Annotated in this window: 18 protein-coding genes; 15 read left to right on the top strand and 3 right to left on the bottom strand. The window is 68.9% G+C overall.

The annotated features are described in order from the left end of the window. The first annotated feature begins 2 nt into the window (after window positions 1-2). The 6 genes from ACOCEP_RS12155 to ACOCEP_RS12180 all read left to right on the top strand — a co-directional run bounded on the left by ACOCEP_RS12155 (window position 3) and on the right by ACOCEP_RS12180 (window position 4,526). Window positions 3-1,199: a glycosyltransferase family 4 protein gene (locus ACOCEP_RS12155; protein ID WP_482337319.1), complete on the top strand. Its 1,197-nt coding sequence runs from the start codon at window positions 3-5 to the stop codon at window positions 1,197-1,199. Further along, a complete protein-coding gene (locus tag ACOCEP_RS12160; protein ID WP_038507474.1) occupies window positions 1,186-1,812 on the top strand; it encodes an acyltransferase in 627 nt (208 codons plus the stop codon). The genes ACOCEP_RS12155 and ACOCEP_RS12160 overlap by 14 nt, the downstream gene beginning before the upstream one ends. A gap of 187 nt (window positions 1,813-1,999) precedes the next feature. Next, window positions 2,000-2,515, top strand: coding sequence for a Uma2 family endonuclease (locus ACOCEP_RS12165; RefSeq protein WP_482337320.1), 516 nt, complete (start codon window positions 2,000-2,002; stop codon window positions 2,513-2,515). A gap of 146 nt (window positions 2,516-2,661) precedes the next feature. Further along, window positions 2,662-3,237 carry a copper resistance CopC family protein gene (locus ACOCEP_RS12170; protein ID WP_482337321.1) on the top strand — a complete coding sequence of 192 codons (576 nt, stop codon included), beginning with the start codon at window positions 2,662-2,664 and terminating at the stop codon, window positions 3,235-3,237. 45 nt (window positions 3,238-3,282) lie between these two features. Next, window positions 3,283-3,792: a SigE family RNA polymerase sigma factor gene (locus ACOCEP_RS12175; RefSeq protein ID WP_482337322.1), complete on the top strand. Its 510-nt coding sequence runs from the start codon at window positions 3,283-3,285 to the stop codon at window positions 3,790-3,792. Beyond that, complete coding sequence (locus ACOCEP_RS12180; protein ID WP_482337323.1) at window positions 3,789-4,526, top strand: hypothetical protein; 738 nt, start codon at window positions 3,789-3,791, stop codon at window positions 4,524-4,526. Before ACOCEP_RS12175 ends, ACOCEP_RS12180 begins: the two co-directional genes overlap by 4 nt. A gap of 69 nt (window positions 4,527-4,595) precedes the next feature. Here ACOCEP_RS12180 and ACOCEP_RS12185 read toward each other — a convergent pair whose 3' ends face one another. Together ACOCEP_RS12185 and ACOCEP_RS12190 are read right to left on the bottom strand one after the other, a co-directional pair. Further along, window positions 4,596-5,555 (bottom strand): Gfo/Idh/MocA family protein, encoded by a 960-nt coding sequence (locus ACOCEP_RS12185; protein ID WP_482337324.1) that lies wholly within the window; start codon window positions 5,553-5,555, stop codon window positions 4,596-4,598. Continuing rightward, window positions 5,552-6,658, bottom strand: coding sequence for a DegT/DnrJ/EryC1/StrS family aminotransferase (locus ACOCEP_RS12190; protein WP_482337325.1), 1,107 nt, complete (start codon window positions 6,656-6,658; stop codon window positions 5,552-5,554). Before ACOCEP_RS12190 ends, ACOCEP_RS12185 begins: the two co-directional genes overlap by 4 nt. A 158-nt stretch (window positions 6,659-6,816) precedes the next feature. Between ACOCEP_RS12190 and ACOCEP_RS12195 the strand changes: the two genes are divergently transcribed. The 7 genes from ACOCEP_RS12195 to ACOCEP_RS12225 are packed head-to-tail and all read left to right on the top strand — an operon-like array spanning window position 6,817 to window position 13,213. Next, window positions 6,817-7,548 carry a UDP-N-acetylglucosamine acyltransferase gene (locus tag ACOCEP_RS12195; RefSeq protein ID WP_482337326.1) on the top strand — a complete coding sequence of 244 codons (732 nt, stop codon included), beginning with the start codon at window positions 6,817-6,819 and terminating at the stop codon, window positions 7,546-7,548. Window positions 7,549-7,558: 10 nt separating this feature from the next. Beyond that, window positions 7,559-7,798, top strand: a complete 240-nt coding sequence (locus ACOCEP_RS12200; RefSeq protein WP_482337327.1) for an acyl carrier protein — start codon at window positions 7,559-7,561, stop codon at window positions 7,796-7,798. Next, the gene (locus ACOCEP_RS12205; protein ID WP_020632875.1) at window positions 7,798-8,523 is read left to right on the top strand and encodes an SDR family NAD(P)-dependent oxidoreductase; all 726 of its coding nucleotides are present in this window, start codon (window positions 7,798-7,800) and stop codon (window positions 8,521-8,523) included. Before ACOCEP_RS12200 ends, ACOCEP_RS12205 begins: the two co-directional genes overlap by 1 nt. Continuing rightward, the gene (locus tag ACOCEP_RS12210) at window positions 8,523-9,920 is read left to right on the top strand and encodes an AMP-binding protein (RefSeq protein ID WP_482337328.1); all 1,398 of its coding nucleotides are present in this window, start codon (window positions 8,523-8,525) and stop codon (window positions 9,918-9,920) included. Before ACOCEP_RS12205 ends, ACOCEP_RS12210 begins: the two co-directional genes overlap by 1 nt. Continuing rightward, window positions 9,917-10,969, top strand: coding sequence for a LuxE/PaaK family acyltransferase (locus ACOCEP_RS12215; protein WP_482337329.1), 1,053 nt, complete (start codon window positions 9,917-9,919; stop codon window positions 10,967-10,969). The genes ACOCEP_RS12210 and ACOCEP_RS12215 overlap by 4 nt, the downstream gene beginning before the upstream one ends. Next, window positions 10,966-12,207, top strand: coding sequence for an acyl-CoA reductase (locus tag ACOCEP_RS12220; RefSeq protein WP_482337330.1), 1,242 nt, complete (start codon window positions 10,966-10,968; stop codon window positions 12,205-12,207). The genes ACOCEP_RS12215 and ACOCEP_RS12220 overlap by 4 nt, the downstream gene beginning before the upstream one ends. A gap of 34 nt (window positions 12,208-12,241) precedes the next feature. Beyond that, on the top strand, window positions 12,242-13,213 hold the full coding sequence (locus ACOCEP_RS12225) for a lysylphosphatidylglycerol synthase transmembrane domain-containing protein (RefSeq protein WP_063275944.1): 972 nt from the start codon (window positions 12,242-12,244) through the stop codon (window positions 13,211-13,213). 55 nt (window positions 13,214-13,268) lie between these two features. Here ACOCEP_RS12225 and ACOCEP_RS12230 read toward each other — a convergent pair whose 3' ends face one another. After that, window positions 13,269-15,206 (bottom strand): DUF6541 family protein, encoded by a 1,938-nt coding sequence (locus ACOCEP_RS12230; protein ID WP_482337331.1) that lies wholly within the window; start codon window positions 15,204-15,206, stop codon window positions 13,269-13,271. 259 nt (window positions 15,207-15,465) lie between these two features. On the opposite strand from ACOCEP_RS12230, the gene ACOCEP_RS12235 reads away from it, so the two are divergent. Continuing rightward, window positions 15,466-17,076, top strand: a complete 1,611-nt coding sequence (locus ACOCEP_RS12235; RefSeq protein ID WP_482337332.1) for a hypothetical protein — start codon at window positions 15,466-15,468, stop codon at window positions 17,074-17,076. Further along, window positions 17,073-18,500 carry a glycan biosynthesis hexose transferase WsfD gene (gene wsfD / locus ACOCEP_RS12240; protein WP_482337333.1) on the top strand — a complete coding sequence of 476 codons (1,428 nt, stop codon included), beginning with the start codon at window positions 17,073-17,075 and terminating at the stop codon, window positions 18,498-18,500. Before ACOCEP_RS12235 ends, wsfD begins: the two co-directional genes overlap by 4 nt. Window positions 18,501-18,529: the final 29 nt, after the last annotated feature.

The raw sequence follows: 18,529 nt of genomic DNA on the forward strand, positions 1-18,529 counted from the left end.
CCATGCGTATCGCCGTGGTGAACAACTTCTTCCCGCCGAGGGTGGGCGGAAGCGCGCACATGGCGGCGTCCCTGGCCGAGCAGTACGCGGCACGCGGGCACGAGGTGCTCGCGATCACCGCCGCGTACGCCGACGCCCCGGCCGACGAGACGAAGGACGGCTACCGCGTCGTCCGCCTGCCCGCGGTGAAGATGCCGCAGCTGGGCCTGTCGATCGACTTCGACATGAGCTTCGCCTCGCTGCGGCCGGGGAACTGGCGGCGGCTGTGGAAACTGCTGGACGAGTTCAAGCCGGACGCCGTCCACCTGCACGGGCAGTTCTTCGATCTGTCGTGGCTGGCCGGGCTGTACGCGCGGCGGCGCAAGCTGCCGATGCTGCTGACCATCCACACGCTGCTGATCAGCGACAACAAGCTGTACGGCGGGGTCTTCCGGTTCCTGGACAAGGTGCTGGTGAACCCGATCCTGCGCTACCTCAAGCCGCGCTACGTCATCCTCGACAAACTCGGGGTCGACTACTGCGTCGAGCGCTACGGCACGAGCGACGCGAACTCGGACTACTTCCCGATCGCCGTCGACACCGGGAACTTCGAGAAGCCGCTGACCCTCGACGTCCGGGCGGAGCACGGACTCGGCGACGGCCCGGTGATCGTCTCGCTCGGGCACGTGATCCCGCTGCGCAACCGGCTCCCGCTGGTCGAGGCGCTTCCGTCCATTTTGGACAAACACCCCGGCGTGAAGGTGGTCGTCGTCGGCCGCGTCTACCACGACGTCTTCCTGAAGCGGGCCGAAGAACTGGGCGTCGCGGACGCCATCGTCGTGACCGGCGCCGTGCCGAAGGCCGACGTGCCTTCGTATTTCGCCGCGGCCGACATCGTCACGCACGACCTCAACGGCGGCTGCGGCACCGCGTCGCTGGAGGCGATGCTTTCGGGCACCGCGACCATCGCGTCGGTCACCGAGGACAACTACCCGGGCATCGAACTGCGCAACGGCGAGAACATCCTGCTGGTGCGGCCGGACGACAGCGAGGCGGTGGCGAACACCGTCATCGAGCTGCTCGACGATCCGGAGAAGCGGGCTTTGGTGGCACAGCGGGAAAGCGCGATGGTGCGGGCCAACTTCGGCCTCGACGTCGTCGCCGAAGAACACCTGCGTACCTTCGAGAAACTGGTGACCGAGGCCGATGTTCTTCGATGACGAGCGCAGCAACCGCCTGCGCCCGCAGATCCTGACCGAACTCGTCTCGCAGTACATGAACGACGCCGAGCGCGCTCGTTTCTACGGGCTGCCGGAGTCGACCAGGGTCCGCGAGCGCGTCAAGATCATCAGCCCGGAGAACCTGAAGATCGGCGAACACTGCTGGATCGGCGAGGGCGCCGCGCTCGACGCGAGCGGCGGGCTGGAGATCGGCGAACACACCAGCATCGGGCTCAACACGCTGATCTTCACCCATTCCAGCTGGCTCGCGAACATGACGCTGCAGAACCATTCCGGCAGCGACCTCATCGAGCGCAAACCCGTGAAGATCGGCAAAGGCTGCTTCATCGGCGGTCTCGTGGTGATCATGGCCGGCGTCACGATCGGCGATTTCGCCACCGTGCAGCCGAATTCCGTGGTCGCCAAGGACGTCCCGCCGCGCAGCCTGGTCGCCGGCAACCCGGCCCGGGTGTTCCAGAAGTACGACGACGAGTACATCCAGTCCGAAGTGGAGCGTGTGCGCGCCGAAAACGCGCGGCGGCGTGCGCTGGCCGAGGAACGGGGGGACGCCGCCGGTTCTTGGGGCGCCCCGGCGGGCGACTTCACGGAGTAGCCGCCGAGCGCTCCGGCGACCACGTCGCGAAAGCCACTTTCGCGACGTCTGATGTCCCGAAAGTGGCTTTCGTGACACGCCGCTGCGAGTCCGCAAGAGTGCGGCCGCCCATCACTGGGCCGAGTGGTGAATTCTCACTCGAGTCCGCACTACGCTCGGCACCGATGACTCAGGTGACCCTGGACGAGTGGGCTGCCGGAATCGCGCCGAAGTGGCCGGTGGTGTCCTGGTCGCGGCGCCATTCCTGGACACCAGGCATCAACTGGCGGTCACGCGGCTCGCGTACTGGCTGGACGAGCGCCTTCCGGATCTGGTCGCCCTCGCCGGAGTCGAACTGCTGCTCGCCGAAGAACCGTTGAGTATTCGAGTACCGGACGTCCTCGTCACGAGCTCGACCGAGCTGAACGTCCGCCGAGCCTCACCGTCGGACGTGCGGTTGGTCATCGAGGTGCTCTCCGAGAGAACCGTCCGTACCGACCGGGTCACCAAGTTCTCCGAATACGCCGAAGTCGGCATCGAGCACTATTGGATCGTCGACCTCGAAGAACCGGCGAGCATGACCACGTACCGCCTGACCGACGGCGAGTACGAGAACTTCGGCGAGCACACCGGCAAGGTGAGCCTCGGCTTCGACGGCACTCCGCTCACACTCGACCTCGACGCGCTGACCACCCGCCATGCGCAGCGTCCCTGGATGTCATGAACGACCCTTTCCTGACAAAAAACGTCAGGAAAGGGTCGTTCATGACATTCGACAACGCCGCAGGGCCGCTCACGAGCCGGAACCAACGCCCTTCCCGGCCCGACTACTAGGCTCGATGGGGAGTCCCCGGGTGAGAAGGGTGTCAGATGAGGTTCACACGGTTCGGCGTGTCGTTGCTGGTCACCGGGTTGGCCCTGCTGGGCACCGCGTCCCCGGCACTGGCCCACTCGGAGCTGAAGAGCAGTGACCCGGCGAGGGGCGCTTCGCTGGCGACGCCGCCGACGCAGATCAAGCTGACCTTCTCGGGCCCGGTCACCCTCGCGGAGAACCCGATCCAGATCACCGGCCCCGAGAACGCCTCGTGGACGGTCGGCCGGGCGGAAGTCGCCGGAACGGTCGTCACGGCGCCGGTTCAGGCCGTCGGCCCCGCGGGCGAGTACACGCTCCGCTACAAGGTGACCTTCGAGGACTCGCACGCCGCGAGCGGCGCGGTGAAGTTCAACCTCACCGCGCCCGCATCGAGCCCGAGCCAGGCCCCGACGAGCAGCCAGGCCCCGGCGAGCAGCCAGGCTCCGGCCAGTAGTGCGGCCCCGGCGCCGCAGGCGGGCGAGACCACCACCCCCGAAGGCCTGGTGCCGGCCTGGGTGTGGATCGTCCTCGCGGTCGCCGTGGTCGTCGCCGGACTCGTCGTCGCGCTCCGCTTCACTCGTCGGAAGGACTAAGCAACCTTTCCGGTGGTCAACCGTCGAACGGAGATGAGGACCAGGGTGGCTCGCGGCGATGACGAGTTCGTCGAGTTCGTGCGGAACTCGGCGAACCGTCTTCAGCATGCCGCCTACCTGCTCACCAGCGACCGTCATCAGGCCGAGGACGCCACCCAGACGGCGCTCGCGAAAACGTACGCGGCCTGGTCGCGCGTACGCCGTAAGGACGCGTACGCGTACGCGCGCCAGGTCCTCGTCAACCATGTGATCGACGGCTGGCGGCGCCCTTTCCGGGAGAACGCCACGGAGGACATCCCCGAGCAGTCGAGCGGCATGGACGTCGCCGGTGCCGTCGTCGAGCGGAAATGGCTGCTCGACGCGTTACGTACGCTCACAGACCGGGAAAGGGCCGTCGTGGTGCTCAGGCACTTCTTCGATTTGAAGGAATCCGACGTGGCCGGTGAACTGGGTGTCTCGATCGGCACCGTGAAGAGCACCAATTCCCGTGCCCTGAGCAAGCTGCGGATCACCGCCGAGGACGGAACGGAACTGATCGGGGGGCTGGGCCGATGACCGACCTCGAAACGCTGCGTTCGGCCTTGCGGGAACCGCCCGCCGAAGGGTTCGCCGAGCCCGACCTCGGCGCGATCATGGCCAAGGGCAGGCGTATCCGCCGTCGTCGCCGTCTGGTGACCGGTGGGGGCGGGATCGCCGCCGCCGTGGTGACGGTGCTGGTCATCGTCGGCGCGGTCGCGCTCAAGGAACCGGCCCAGCGCCCGCTTCCGCCCGCCGCGAGCGCGTCGGCCCCCCAGCCCGCCCCGCCGGCCCCGGTGAGCCCGACGGTCACCGAGGCCCCGGCCGACCAGCCTTTCGGCGAGGCGATCCCGCTCGGGGTCAAGGGCGAAGGCGGCCGTGAACTGGTGCTCTACGCCTACGCGATCGAAGAGCCGCGGATGCCGGACGTCAGGTTCGGCCTCCAGGTCGCGTATCGGGACCAGGCGGGCGAGCTCGACGCGCTCCTGGCCGCCAACGAGTTCAAGGGATCCGATCGGTCGTTCGGCTTCCACGCGGTGGACGGCGGCGACGTGATCCGGGGGACGTTCGTGCCCGTGTTCGGCTACTTCTCCGGTCCGGCGGCGCGGATCACCAGCACCGTCCGCGGGAAACCGGTCGAGGCCAAGGCGATTCCCTGGAGTGAGGATCCGTCGGTCGTCATCTTCTGGTTCGACGGCGCCCAAGTGGAGTCGGCGGGAGTGCTGACCCCCCTCGTCGCGTACGACGCGAAGGGCCAGCGCCTCACCAAATAACGCGTTTAGTCCTCTAGTTGCGGTAGTTGCGTGTGCAAGTACCGCAACTAGAGGACTAAACGCGGGAGGTCAGGTCGCGGCCTGCGTCAGCACCTGGTCGACGACGGCGTGCGACGGCAGGATCAGGTCCCGCTCGGTGTCGGCGTCGATCTTGCCTTCGAGCAGGTCGACGAAGCGGTCCAGCTGCGTCGCGAGCGGCTCGCGCGCGGTCACCAGCTCAGGGATCTCGATGACGGTCTGCTGCCGGTAGCCGAGGCCGTCTTCGGTGACCGAGTCGTGCGAGACGTGCCGGTAGATGGTGACGTCGCGGCGGAGCAGATCGATCTCGATCATGCGGTCCAGTTCGGACACCCAGAGCGAGCGGACCTTGCGCTGGCCGAGGCGCGACGCGGAAACCGTGGCGAGCCCGGACTCGAACGACAGCACCGTCTCGATGGTGTCCTCGGCGCCTTCGACGGAGCTCGGGTGGAAGTAGCCCGCGCCGGAGGCGACCCGCTGCGGGGTCGCGCCGCCGAAGAACTGGATCGCCAGGTCGACGTCGTGCACCAGCAGATCCCACGCGACACCGGTCTTGATGCGCGGCGCGTACGGGCCGTGGCGGCGGGCCATCAGGTGGATCGGCTCGTTGACCAGGGCCCGCGCGGTCATCACGGCCGGGTTGTAGCGCTCCAGGAGCCCGCACATCAGCGGGACGTCCTTCTTCGCCGAAAGCCCGACGATCTCCTGCGAGAATTCGAAGCTGTTGCACACCGGCTTCTCGACCAGCATCGGCTTGCCCTGGCCCAGGATCTCCTGCGCCAGCTCGTAATGCGCCTCGGTGGCCGAAGCGAGCACGACGGCGTCCACATCGGACAGCGAGCCGATTTCGGGCGTCCACTGGGTTTCGTAGCGATCGGCGACCTTGCGGCCGGCCTCTTCGCGCGGGTCGATCACGCGGACGAGGTCCACGCGCTCGTTCGCGGCCAGGACACGGGCGTGCAGCGAACCCATGTTCCCGGTGCCGATGAGGGCGATCTTGTGGGTGCTCATGCGCCGAGTACCTCGCGAACCGTTTCGATGATGGTGTCCAGGTCGGACTCGGAAAGGTGCGGGTGCACCGGCAGGGAAAGCGCCTGCGCGGCGACGGAAGCGGCGACCGGGAAGTCCTCGACCTTCGCGTCGGGGATCAGCGGGTTGTTCCGGTAGCAGTCGTAGTCGAAGACGATCTTCGGGTAGTAGATCCCGTTGCCGATGCCCCGTTCGGTCAGCGCGGCGGCGAACTCGTCGCGCGAGAGCATCGCGTGCGGGCCGACCAGCACGGTGTACTGGTGCCACACGTGCTCGCGGCCCGGCAGGACCTGCGGGAGGTCGAGGCCCGGAGTGCCGGCGAGGCCTTCGGTGAGGCGCTTCGCGTTGGCCTGGCGGGCGGCGGTGAGCTGGTCCAGCTTCTCCAGCTGCGGGATGCCGACCGCGGCGTGCAGGTCGGTCATCCGGTAGTTGTGCCCGGCGACCTCGTACTGGTACCGGGCGCGCATGCCCTGGTTGCGCAGCACGCGCAGGCTGTCGGCCAGCTTGTCGTCGTCCGTGGTGATCACGCCGCCCTCGGTGGTGGTCACGTTCTTGGTGGCGTACAAGGAGAAGCAGCCGATCCCGAACGAGCCCGACGGCTTGCCCTGGAACGACGCGCCGACGGCCTGTGCCGAGTCCTCGATGACCTTGAGACCGTGCTCGGCGGCCAGCGGCGCGAGCTTGCCCATGTCCGCGGTCTGCCCGTAGAGGTGGACCGGCATGAGGACCTTGGTGCGGTCGGTGATCGCGGCGGCGACGGCGTCCGGGTCGATCGCGAAGTCGTCGCGCCGGATGTCGGCGAAGCGGACGGTCGCGCCGGCTTCCAGGATCGCGTTCAGCGTCGCGACGAAGGTGAACGGCGAGGTGACGACCTCGTCGCCCGGCTTGAGGTCGAGCGCCTGGATGGCGGCGACGAGCGCGGTGGTGCCGTTGTTGACGGCGATCGCGTGCTTCGTGCCGGAAACGCTCGCGAACGCGTCCTCGAAGCGCTTGACCATCGGTCCCTGTGCGATGGCGCCGGATCGCAGCACCTCGACGACGAGGTCCTCCGCGTCACGGACGTCGACCACGGTAATGGGGATCATCTGCAAGTCTCTCTCGACTGGGCGTTCTGGTGCGTCCGGTACAGTGAGCCGCCGGTTCTGCGCCCGGCCGCCCTCTCTGGCGCGGGCCACACGTTACCGGGACCGCCGAAGCGCCCATTACCCCAGGCTGTCTCCAGCCACGACGAACGGATCTTCACGTGGTGAACCGCATCCACCCGACCGCAGTCATCGGCGAGGGCGTCGAGCTCGGCGAGGACAACGTGATCGGACCGTTCACGGTCATCGTGGGTCCCACGCGGATCGGGGACGGCAACTGGATCGGCCCGCACGTGACCATCGGGACCCCTGGCGAGGACCGGGGCCGCGAGCATCCGGCCGCCTGGGAGGCCGCGCCGAGCGGTGATCCCGATCACGACGGCCACGGCGTCGTCGTCGGCAGCCGGAACCGGATCCGCGAGTACGTCAGCGTCCACCAGGGCACCTGGCGCGCGACCACCATCGGTGACGGCGGCTATTTCCTCCGCGGTTCGCACATCGCCCACGACTGCCTGGTCGAGGACGCCGTCACGGTCGCTTCGAACGTCATCACCGGTGGCCACTGCCACATCTGGTCCGGGGCGAACCTGGGCATGGGCGCGATCCTGCACCAGCGGGTCGTGGTCGGCCCCGGCGCGATGGTCGGGATGAGCTCCGCGGTCCGCAAGGAGGTGGGCGCGTTCACCATCGCCGTCGGCAACCCCGCGCGGGTGACCGGCGTCAACACGGTGGGCCTGTCCCGCCGCGGCCTGGACGAGGCCGCCATCGAGGCGCTGGGACCGTGGCTGAAGGGTAAGGCCGGTCTCCCTGAGGACGGGCTGGCCGACCGGCTGCCCGGCGACCTCTCTACCTTGGTGAAGGCGTGGGACGCCCGTCCACGCGACGATCATTAGGAGTACGGACATGGCGGATGTCGCCGGCAAGCTGCGTGAGGTCTTCGTCGAGGCGCTGGACCTCGACGGCGAGGTCGATGTCGAGAACCTGAAGTACCGCGACATCGAGGCCTGGGACTCGGTCGGTCACATGGCGCTGGTCGCGGCCATCGAGGACGAGTTCGACGTGGAGTTCGACACCGACCAGGTGATCGACATGTCCAGCTTCAAGGTCGCCGTCGACATGGTGACCGACCTCCAGTCCCAGTGATGCTGGACGGGAAGGTCGCCCTGGTCACCGGGGGCACCCGGGGGATCGGGCTGGCCACCGCGCGGGCGCTCGCCGAAGCGGGCGCCACCGTCGTGCTGACCGGCCGCGACGAGGCGAAGGCCAAGGAAGCGGCGGCCGCGGCGGGTGCCGCGAGCGGGCTCGCCCTGGACGTCACCGACGCCAAGGCCGTGTCGACGCTGGTCCGCGGGGTGGCCAAGGAACACGGCAAGCTCGACATCGTGGTCGCCAACGCCGGGATCATGGAGGACGCGCTCCTCGGCATGATCCGCGAGGAACTGGTCGACACCACGCTGAGCACGAACGTCGCCGGCACGCTGCACACCGTCCAGGCCGCGGCCAGGGCGATGATGCGCAAGAAGACCGGCGCCATCGTGGTGCTGGCCTCGATCGTCGGCGAGCACGGAAGCGCCGGTCAGACGGTGTACGCGGCCTCGAAGGCGGCGGTGGCGAACATCGCGCGTTCGGCCGCGAAGGAACTCGGCCGGTCCGGGATCCGGGTCAACGCGGTGGCGCCCGGCGTCATCGACACCGACCTGACCTCCGGCCTGACCGAGGACGCCAAGGCCGAGAACATCGGCAAGACCCCGCTGGGGCGCCTCGGGACGCCCGAGGACGTGGCGAACGCGATCCGGTTCCTCGTCAGTGATGACGCTTCGTTCATCACCGGGCAGGTGCTGGGCATCGACGGAGGCTTGGTTCTGTAATGACCCTTCTGGGTGTGGGTGCGCGACTGATCGACGTCACGAGCGGCAGGACGCTCGAGGGCGAGGAACTCGACACCGAGGTCACCCGCGTGGGTGCCGCGTTGTCGCTGCTGCCGCCGGGCGCGCTGTTCGCGCGGATGTCGGTGGACCTCTCCAGCGTCCTGAATTACCTCGGCGCTTTCGAGGCGGGCCGCGCGATCGCGCTGATCGACCCGGCGCTGGACGCCGACGTCCTGGCGGGGCTCATCGAGCGTTTCCGTCCGGCCGCCGTGCTGTCCGCGCCGGACGCGCCCGCACCCGAGGGTTACGGCGTCTCCGACGGGCACTGGGTCCGGAAGTCCGCCGAAGGTGTCGAGCCGCATCCGCATCTCGCGGTCCTGCTGCCGACCAGCGGTTCCACCGGGAATCCGAAGCTGGTGCGGCTCTCGCGGGGCGCGATGTTCGCCAACGCCGACGCGATCGCCGAGGTGCTCGGCATCGACCGCCACGAGATCGCGCCGACCAGCCTGCCGCTGCACTACAGCTACGGCCTGTCCGTGCTGAACTCGCATCTCGTCCGCGGCGCGACCGTGGTCATCGAGCCCTCGGGTGTGCTCGGTCGCGGGTTTTGGGACGCGGTCAACGAGCACAAGGTCACTTCGCTCGCCGGGGTTCCGTACCACTACGAGATGCTGCGGCGCCTCAAGTTCGACCCGGCGAAGTACCCGACGCTGCGCACGCTGACCCAGGCGGGCGGCAAGCTCCGCGACGATCTGGTCGCCCAGTTCAACGACAAGATCCGCGAGGTCGGCGGGCGGATGTTCGTCATGTACGGGCAGACCGAGGCCGCCCCGCGGATGACCACGGTCCCGGCGGAACGGCTCGCGGAGAAGCTCGGTTCGGCCGGGCCCGCGCTGCCCGGCGGCTCGTTCGCGATCCGGCGCGAGGACGGTTCCGAGACCACGCATCCGAAGATCGTCGGCGAGGTCGTCTACCGCGGGCCCAACGTGATGATGGGCTACGCCGAGGACGAGGCGGGGCTGGCCGCGGGCGACGAGTACGGCGGCGTGCTGGCCACCGGCGACCTCGGCTACCTCGACGAGGACGGGTTCCTCTACATCACCGGACGCCTCAAGCGGATCGGCAAGGTCTTCGGCAACCGCGTCAGCCTGGATGATCTCGAGCACGCCGTGCGTTCGGCATCGGTGGGGATCGACGTCGTGGCCGCCGTCCCGGCCGGGGACAAGGTCGTCCTGTTCGCCGAGGGAGCCGACAAGGAGATCTGCAAGGACGCCGCGAAGGCCCTGTCCGAGCGGTTGCACCTGCACACGAGCGGGTTCGACGTCCGCCCCATCGACACCGTGCCGCTGCTGGCCAGCGGCAAGATCGACTACCGGTCGCTGGAGGCCCAGGTATGAGCGTCTTTACGTTGTCCCAGGCCGAGCGTGAGAAGCATCTGCTTCCGCAGCTCGCCGAACTGACCGCGCACCACCGCGAGAACTCCGAAGGCTACGAGCGCATCCTCTCGTCGCTGGGCATCGCGCGGGACGCGGAGTTCGCCTCCATCGCGGACCTGCCGTGGCTGCCGGTGCGGATGTTCAAGACGCACGACCTGCGCAGCATCCCCGAGTCCGAGATCTTCAAGACGCTGACCTCTTCGGGCACCACCGGCGCGGGCGCGTCGCGGATCTACCTGGACAAGGCCGCCGCGGGCGCGCAGACCAAGCAGCTCGGCGCCACGCTGCAGGAGGTCCTCGGCGGCGAGCGCCTGCCGATGCTGATGGTCGACACCATCGGCATCATCAAGAATCGCCGCTCGTTCTCCGCGCGCGGCGCGGGCGTGCTGGGCATGGCGAACTTCGGCCGCAAGCACACCTACGTGCTCGACGAGAACGACCAGCCGGACGTCGAGGCGGTCAAGACGTTCCTGGCGACGTACGGCGACAAGCCGTTCCTGATCTTCGGCTTCACCTTCATGGTGTGGCAGTACCTCTACGAGGTCGCCCGCGAGCACAAGCTCGATCTGTCCAACGGGATCCTGATCCACTCCGGCGGCTGGAAGAAGCTGATCGATCGCGCGGTGGACAACAGCGAGTTCCGCCGTCGGTTCAAAGAGGACACCGGGCTCACCCGGATCCACAACTACTACGGGATGATCGAGCAGATCGGCACCGTGTTCCTCGAAGGACCGTCCGGGAACTCGCTGTACTGCCCCGATTTCGCCGACGTGGTGATCCGGAACCCGGAGACCTGGGAAGAGCAGCCGGTCGGTGAACCCGGCGTGATCGAGGTCGTCAGCACCCTGCCGCACTCGTACCCCGGCCACGTCCTGCTCACCGAGGATCTCGGTGTCTACAACGGAATCGACGACGGCGACTGGCCGGGCAAGCACTTCTCGGTCATGGGCAGGCTGCCCAAGGCCGAAGCCCGCGGCTGCTCGGACACCTTCCAGGGAGCTGCGGCATGAGCCTGAACCAGCGTTTTCCGCTCGGCGACGGCATCGAGGTCTCCTCGCTGGTCGAGGAGCTGCGGGCCGAACCCGTCGGCGGACGGCTTCGCGTCGGTGACCCGCGGGTCGTCGAGTTCCTGACGAAGTTCGCGCGCAAGCTGCTCGCGCCCGCGACGGCCCGTCGTTTCCCGGAGCTCGCGTCCCTTGGTTTCTTCCTGCGCAAGGGAGAGATCGCCAAAGCACTGTCCACTTTGGAGACTTCCGGCGACGCGCTGCGCTTCCCGCGCGGGCTGGTCTTCCACGTGCCGCCCGCCAACGTCGACACGATCTTCGTGTACTCGTGGGCGCTTTCCGCGCTGGCGGGCAACCACAACGTCGTCCGCGTGTCCTCGCGTTCGGCCGGTGCCGCCGAGACGGTGCTGGAGGCGCTGAACGCCGCACTGTCCGAAGTGGACGCCGACACCGCCGCCGCGATCACCGCGACGCAGCGCATGGTCACCTACGACCGCAGCGACGAGATCAGCGGCGCGCTCTCGGTCGCCGCGGATCTGCGGGTCATCTGGGGCGGCGACGCCTCGGTCGCCGCGCTGCGCAAGTACCCGCTCGCGCCGCACGCCCGCGACCTGACCTTCCCGGACCGGTCGTCGTTCGCGGTCGCGTCGGTCCGCGGCTGGCAGAACGCCTCCGAGGCCGAGCGCCGCGGTGCCGCCGAGGGCTTCTACAACGACTCGTACTGGTTCGACCAGGCCGCCTGCTCGTCACCGCGCGCGGTGTTCTGGGTCGGCGAAGAAGACGGCGCCCGCGAAGCAGGGCAGGAGTTCCGGAAGCTGCTCGCCGAGGTGCTGGCGACGAAACAGCACGTCACCGAGCCCGCCATGGCCGTGCAGAAGCGGGTTTCGGCGTACGGCGCGGCCGTCGACGGGCTCGTCAACGGCATCGAGTTCCAGGGCAACGGCATCGCGACCCTGGAGCTGGCCGACCCCGCGGTCCTGCCGCGTGAATGGCTCGGCGCGGGCACTTTCGCCAACGCGCGGGTCGACACGCTTTCCGACCTCGTCCCGATCGTGCTCCGCAAAGATCAGACCGTCGGTCAATTCGGCTTCACCAAAGAAGAATTGACGGAATTCGTGACGGAATTGGCGGGCCGCGGCGTCGACCGGGTCGTTCCGTTCGGCTCGGCCCTGACGTTCTCCGCGATTTGGGACGGCTACGATCTGCTGACCGAGTTCAGCCGCTTGGTGACCGTGCAGGCCTGACCTGCGGTGACGAGGTAGCAGCAGAGGAGGTTCAGTGACGACCGTCGAAACGCCCGAAGAGGACACTTCGGTTGCGGTAAAACAACCGAAATCCACGAAGGCGAAGATCCTCGACGTCGTCCGCTGGGTCGCCATCCTGCTGGTCGTCGGTTTCGCGGCGAAGACACTGGTCACCAATTGGGGTGAATTCTGGCGGACCTTGTCCGAGGTCGCGTGGGAATCCTCCACGTTGAGCCTGCTCGCGCTCATCGCCGCGATCATGGTGTCGACCTACGGCTGGCAGGTCATGGTCGACGACCTCGGCAAGCCGATCGGCTACGCCCGCGGCGCGCAGATCTGCCTCGTGGGCTCGCTCGGCAAGTACGTGCCGGGCTCGGTGTGGGCGTATCTGCTGCAGATGGAGCTGGGCCGCAAGGCCGGGCTCGCCAGGGCCCGGATCTTCACCGGCTCGCTGATCCAGCTCGGCGTCGGCGTGGTGTCCGCGCTGGTCGTCTCGCTGCTCGCGGCCCCCGCGGTGTTCAGCAACAGCCCGCGGGCGCTGTGGCTGTTCGTGCTCATCCCGGTCGGGCTGGCGATGCTCCACCCACGCGTGCTCACCTGGGGCACGTCGCTGGTGCTGCGAATCCTGCGCCGCCCGCCGCTCGACCACCGGCTGAGCTGGTCGGTCGTCGGGAAGGTCTTCGGCTCGTCGACAGCCGCTTGGGCGCTCCAGGGCGTGCACCTGTGGCTGCTGGCGAACTCCGTCGGCACGCCGGGATTCAGCGGTTTCGTGCTGTGCGTCGGCGCGATGGCGGTCGCGATGACCGTCGGGACGTTCGCGTTCATCCTGCCCAGCGGCGTCGGCGTCCGTGAGGTCGCGCAGGTCGCCGTGCTGACCGCGTCTGGCCTCACCGTCGTCCAGGCGACGGCCTTCGCCATCGCCTCCCGGGTCATGTTCACCGTCGCCGACCTGATCACCGCCGGCGGCGCCGCCCTCTCGGCCCGCCTCGTCACCTCCCGCGTTTAGTCCTCTAGTTGCGGTCCTTGCGCGTGCAACTACCGCATTCAGAGGACTAAACGCGTCAGGGGTTCACCCGGTAGATGACGGCGTCGGCGTTGCGGTACACCTCGGTCACGAAGTTCAGCCCCTCCAGATCGCGCAGTCCGGGCTGGCGCGGGGCGCCGGTGGGGTAGCCGTACTGTCCGAGGATCACCCACCGCACGTTCAGCCGGGCCACGGCCGCCCGTACCTGGGCGTTCGACGGGTACTCGCGGAAGTGCCACTCCAGCAGCCCCACGTCCGGCGGCGGCAGCGTCTCGTCGAAATGCCCCGAAGTGGTGCGGACACCGGAGAGCGCGTAGGTCCACACCGTCCCGTCCAGCCGGTCGTTCAGCGCGCGTTCGCCGGGTTTCACGAACTCGGCGAGTTTCTCCATCGCGACGACCTCGTCCGGGCTCACCGGCAGTTTGTGCGGATTCACACCGGGCGTGTTCGCGTAGCCGGGCGCGACCTTCGCCGCGTTGGACGGCGCGTAGAAACCGTTGCTCAGGAAGGCGAACGCGCCGAACACCACCACCGCGACCGCGAACGCGGGCAGCTTCCGGTGCGCCACGCTGTCCCGGAGCCACGCCTGCGTCTCGGCGAGGCCGTGCGCCGCGATGACCGCCAGCGGGATCGCCGCCATCGACATGAACCGGTACGGGTCGTTCCACCACGGCCGGGACAGCGCCAGGACGAGCGGCTGCTCGGACGACGTCACCGCGATGTAGGCGAACCCGGTGATCAACGCCGTCACGCCGATCCAGCGCAGCCCGCCCAGCCGCGAGAAGAAGATGAAGCCCAGCAGCAACGCGACCGAAAGCCAGACCTGCGGATGCGGCTCGTGGTGCTGGAAGCCCAGCAGCGCGCCGAGCGCCGTCGTCGCCCGCCATTCGACCGGCCAGCTGCGGTAGGGCACCTCGCCGTTCGCGAGCCCGATCGCGCCGAACAGCTGCAACCACGACACCAGGATCGCGACGACGGCGACGATCGCCAGCGCGCGCAGGTCCCGGCCGATCCGCCGCCACTGTTCGCCCGGCGCGACCCAACGCTGCAGCAGGAGCGGCCCGGCGAACAGGATCGAGCCGAACAACGCGGACGAGTGCACGCACAGGAGCCCGGCAGCGGCGGCCAGCAGCACGAAACCGGTGTCGGGCGCGGGCCGGTCGAGGTAGCGCTTCACCGCGACGGCGGCCAGCGGCGTCAGCGCGAGGCCGAGCAGGAACGGGAGCAAAGGTCCCCTGCTCATCGATTCGTACAGGCCCATCACCGGCGCGATGGAGACGAGGGCGACCGCGCCCGCGAACACCGCGCGCCCCCGGAACACCCGCACCATCGTGACCAGCGACAACGCCAGGAGCGCGGGCAGCAGCGCGGTGTTCACGTCCAGGGTCAGCGGGATGGTCGCCGGGCTGAGCAGGTACACGACGGACGCGAGCAGGTGGTACGCGTTCGGGTAGAACACCGGCGCCGCGCCGCCGTACCAGTTGACCTCGCCGGTGCCGAACAGGCCGCCGTCCCCGGTTTCGGCGATCTGCCGGACACCGTTGGCGTGGTAGACGGCGTCGAACCCCTGTGGGATGGCGTCCAGCCTGCCCATCCCGCGCACCACCGCGTACATCCCGACGGCGGCCGCGAGCAGCAGGCACGCCCCGACCGCGAGATGCCCGGACCGCCCCCACAGCGGCTCCTCGGGCGTGGGCGGCCATCGGCGCAGGGTGAGCCGCCGCAGACCGAACGCGACTCCGGCGAACAACGCCGTCGCCACCAGATGGGTCACCGGGCCGAACGGGAGCCCGAGCGCGGCCGCCCACGGCCCGGCGAGGCCGCCGATGGCGTAACTCAGCAACGGCGTCATCCCCGCGAGCACCCAGCCGCGCAGGCCGGCGGCGAGTCCGGTGAGCAGACCTGGGAGGCCGATGACGAGCAGCGCTACGCACAGCGTGACGACGTCGGCCGCCAGCGAGGTTTGGGTGGGCACGGGCTACCTCGGGTGGGGAATCCGCACAGAACCCCCGAGGTGCGGAACGGAATGGGAATCCAGAGTAACCGCCGGGGACCGTTACCCTAAGGAGTCACATCCCGCCAGGCAAAAGGGCGGAACGTTGCCTACTTTGCGCACACTTGCTGACCCATTCGTGTCAATTGACTCCGCCGAAAGAAACGCATCGGCGCGGTGATCGATACTTGACCGTAGTCTTCGCACACGGAGTGGTTCGGCCCGGAAGGGTGGGGATCAGGTGGTGATCGCGCTTGTCGTCGCCTGGTTCCTGGTCGCGATCTTCGTAGTGGTGGCCTGGCCGAGGATCGGCGCCGACAAGGCCTGGCGTGTCTGCGCGCTGCTGCTGACCCTCGTTTTCTCGCTGGTGCACCAGTTGATGTTTTCGACCATCGCGGAGGACGCGTACATCACTTTCCGCTACGCCCAGAACATCGCCGACGGCAACGGCCCGGTGTTCAACCCCGGCGAGCGGATCGAGGGCTACGCGAATTTCCTGTGGATGATCGTGATCGCGTTGCCGAAGGCCGCTTTCGGCGCCGACATCGAGACGTCCGCGGTCGTGCTCGGCGTTCTCGCCACGCTCGGCGCGGTCCTGCTCGCCCACGTGACGGTGAACCGCGTGGTCGCGCGGGCGGCCGGTGAGGCGCGCCCGGCCTATGGCGTGGCCGCGGCGGTGCTGGTCGCGGGCGCGGGCGGGCTCGCCGCGTACGGCGGATCCGGTACCGAGACGCCGTTGTTCGTGCTGCTCGTGTTCGGTGTCTTCGCCTCGCTCGCGGCTCGGCGGCCGGTGGTCGCGGGGGTGCTCGTCGCCTTCGCGACGATGACGCGCCCGGCAGGGTTCCTGCTCGCGATACTGGTCGGGATCTGGCTGGTCGTCGCGGCCCTGCGTGGCCGCTACACCTGGTGGTCGCCGGTGGGGTGGCTGCTCGGCGGGCTCGTCTTCGCGGCGCCGTGGACGGCCTGGCGGGTGACCTACTACGACCACGTCCTGCCGACGTCGGTCATCATCCCGTTCGATCTCGAGCTGTCCGCCCGGATCGACGGCGGATGGCGGTATCTGTCGGGGTTCTCGCTGGTCCACCAGGGATTCCTGCTGCTCGGCCTGATCTCCGTGGTGGCCCTGCTGCTGCGCCGCACCGGCCGGACGCCGCACGAGGCCGAAGCCAGGTCGCTGACTTGGCTGATGCTGGTCACCGCCGTCGCGCTCACCGGTTTCGTGGTCTTCTTCGGCGGCGACGCCGGGCCCGCCTGGCGGCTGCTCGCGCCGATCCCGCCTCTGCTGTCGGTGGCGGCCGTGTCGGTCTACGGCGTGCTCGTCGCGAACGCCAAGCCGAGCCCCCGGCCGCGTCCGCCGATCCAGCGGTTGATGCCCGCCGCCGCGGTGGCGTTGTCCGGGCTCGCGGTGCTGGTGTCGGTGTTCAGCCCGGAGATGCTGGCCCGCGTGCGCGCCTGGCACGACCACGGCGCGCAGATGGAGGAGATCGGCAGCTGGCTCGACGCCTACCTGCCGCCCGGATCGGTCGTGAGCACCTCGGCGCCCGGTGTGCTGTCGTATCACGCCGGGACGCAGCTGCAGATCGTCGGCGTCCGGGGCCAGACGGAGGAGGCGGGCGAGGCCGTCGTCTCCCGGCGGCATCCGACGATCGCCGTCATCACAGACAGCGGTTACTCGTCGAAGCAGGCCTGCGTGATCGACCCGGCGTACGCGGCCAGGTACCGCGTCGCGACCTTCGCGCGTGAAGGAACCTCGTCGTGGATCACCGTGTTCCCGCGGGCGGACGTCGAGCGCGCGGTCACGTCGGCCCTCGACCGCTCGCCCGATTTCCGCCACGTACCGTGCCCTTCGTGAGTGTCGTTTCCCCCAGCAGACCGGTAGCGCGTGAGACGTCCTCGCGCCTGTTCGGGGCCGGTGTGTTCGCCGCCGCGCTCACCGTGCTCCTGGTTCGTTTCCTGGTGCCGCGGCCGGTCGCGATGTCCGACAACGGCGACGGTTTCCGCGTGCTGTGCGGCGCGGGTATCCCGTGGAAGGGCGAGCCGGAGGGATTCGTCCACCTCGCCTACACCGTCCCGGCCGGCGAATGCGACGCCACCTACCTCCTCACCCAGAGCTGGTTCGCGCGGCTCGCGCGATCGGCCGGTGGGTGGCTCGGCCTCGAATCGACGCTCAGCCTGGTCGTCCTCGGCGTGCTCACCAGCGTCCTCGCCGCCGCGGCGGTCGCGTTGATCGTCGTCGGGCTGCCGTACTCGCGGCGCGTCCGCGGTTTCGCGGCGGTGGGGCTGCTGCTGGTCGTCGCGGACTCCGCGTTCTTCGGCTACTTCGCCTCGGTGCTCGGCGAAGGTGCCGCCTTCCTCGGTCTGCTGCTCGCCGTCGGCGGATTGCTGGTCGCCGCGCGGCCTGGCTGGTGGCGTTACGCGGGCCTTGCCGTGCTGGTCTTCGGCGGTCTGATCGCGGTCAACGCCAAGGTCCAGACGTTGATGATCCTGCCGTTGCTCGCGCTCGCCGCGGTGCTGGTCCGTCCGGACGGCGTCCGCGGCCTGAAGCGCTGGCTGCCCGTGGTGTTCGTCATCGGCGCGCTCGCCGGTGGCACGGCCTACGCACAGCAGACGGTCGAACCGGCGAAGCTGCCCGACGGCTCTCTCGCCGCGCGGCCGGGCGACGATTCTCGTGAGATCAACATGTTCAACACGATCTTCTTGACCATTGTGGACGGTCGGCACGACACCGGAGCCGACCTCGCGGCTTTGGGACTGCCCGCGTCGTTCGGCCAGTACGCGGGCAACGGCTGGTGGCATCCGAAGCCCGCGACGCAGGACCCCGAGTACCCGAAGTACCGCGAACAGATCAGCAGGCGCAACGTCGTCGAGTTCTTCGCGACGCATCCTTGGCGCACCGTCGAGATCCTGAACCGTGCGGCGGGCGATCTGCTCACCGCCCGGCCGCCCTACCTCGGCAGCTTCGACCGGTCGGCCGGTTTCGCCCCGGAAACCCAGGAATACCGCGTCCCGATCGTTTCGACCGTGACGAAACTGCTGGCACCCCTGGGTTTCTTCGCCCTGCTGCCGATATGGGCCCTGATCGCCTGGCGTGGCTGGAAGACGCGGCGCGCCGCGCTGGGTGTCGCGCTGGGCTTCCTGCTCGCCGTCGCCGCGGGGCAGTTCGTGCTGGCCGCGCTGGGCGACGGCTTGGAGAACGTCAAGCACCAGGTGATCGCGCTGTACTGCACGGTGCTCGGCGTCGCCCTCGCGCTGGTGACCTTCGCGCGCTCGGAGTGATGTGACCTACGCGACCGTAGGTTGGTTAC

The sequence above is a fragment of the Amycolatopsis sp. CA-211722 genome, from assembly GCF_056828465.1.

Coding starts and splice junctions, on each gene's coding strand:
- ACOCEP_RS12155 (WP_482337319.1), top strand. CDS start 3: ATGCGTATCGCCGTGGTGAACAACTTCTTCCCGCCGAGGGTGGGCGGA.
- ACOCEP_RS12160 (WP_038507474.1), top strand. CDS start 1,186: ATGTTCTTCGATGACGAGCGCAGCAACCGCCTGCGCCCGCAGATCCTG.
- ACOCEP_RS12170 (WP_482337321.1), top strand. CDS start 2,662: ATGAGGTTCACACGGTTCGGCGTGTCGTTGCTGGTCACCGGGTTGGCC.
- ACOCEP_RS12180 (WP_482337323.1), top strand. CDS start 3,789: ATGACCGACCTCGAAACGCTGCGTTCGGCCTTGCGGGAACCGCCCGCC.
- ACOCEP_RS12185 (WP_482337324.1), bottom strand. CDS start 5,555: ATGAGCACCCACAAGATCGCCCTCATCGGCACCGGGAACATGGGTTCG.
- ACOCEP_RS12190 (WP_482337325.1), bottom strand. CDS start 6,658: ATGATCCCCATTACCGTGGTCGACGTCCGTGACGCGGAGGACCTCGTC.
- ACOCEP_RS12200 (WP_482337327.1), top strand. CDS start 7,559: ATGGCGGATGTCGCCGGCAAGCTGCGTGAGGTCTTCGTCGAGGCGCTG.
- ACOCEP_RS12205 (WP_020632875.1), top strand. CDS start 7,798: ATGCTGGACGGGAAGGTCGCCCTGGTCACCGGGGGCACCCGGGGGATC.
- ACOCEP_RS12210 (WP_482337328.1), top strand. CDS start 8,523: ATGACCCTTCTGGGTGTGGGTGCGCGACTGATCGACGTCACGAGCGGC.
- ACOCEP_RS12215 (WP_482337329.1), top strand. CDS start 9,917: ATGAGCGTCTTTACGTTGTCCCAGGCCGAGCGTGAGAAGCATCTGCTT.
- ACOCEP_RS12220 (WP_482337330.1), top strand. CDS start 10,966: ATGAGCCTGAACCAGCGTTTTCCGCTCGGCGACGGCATCGAGGTCTCC.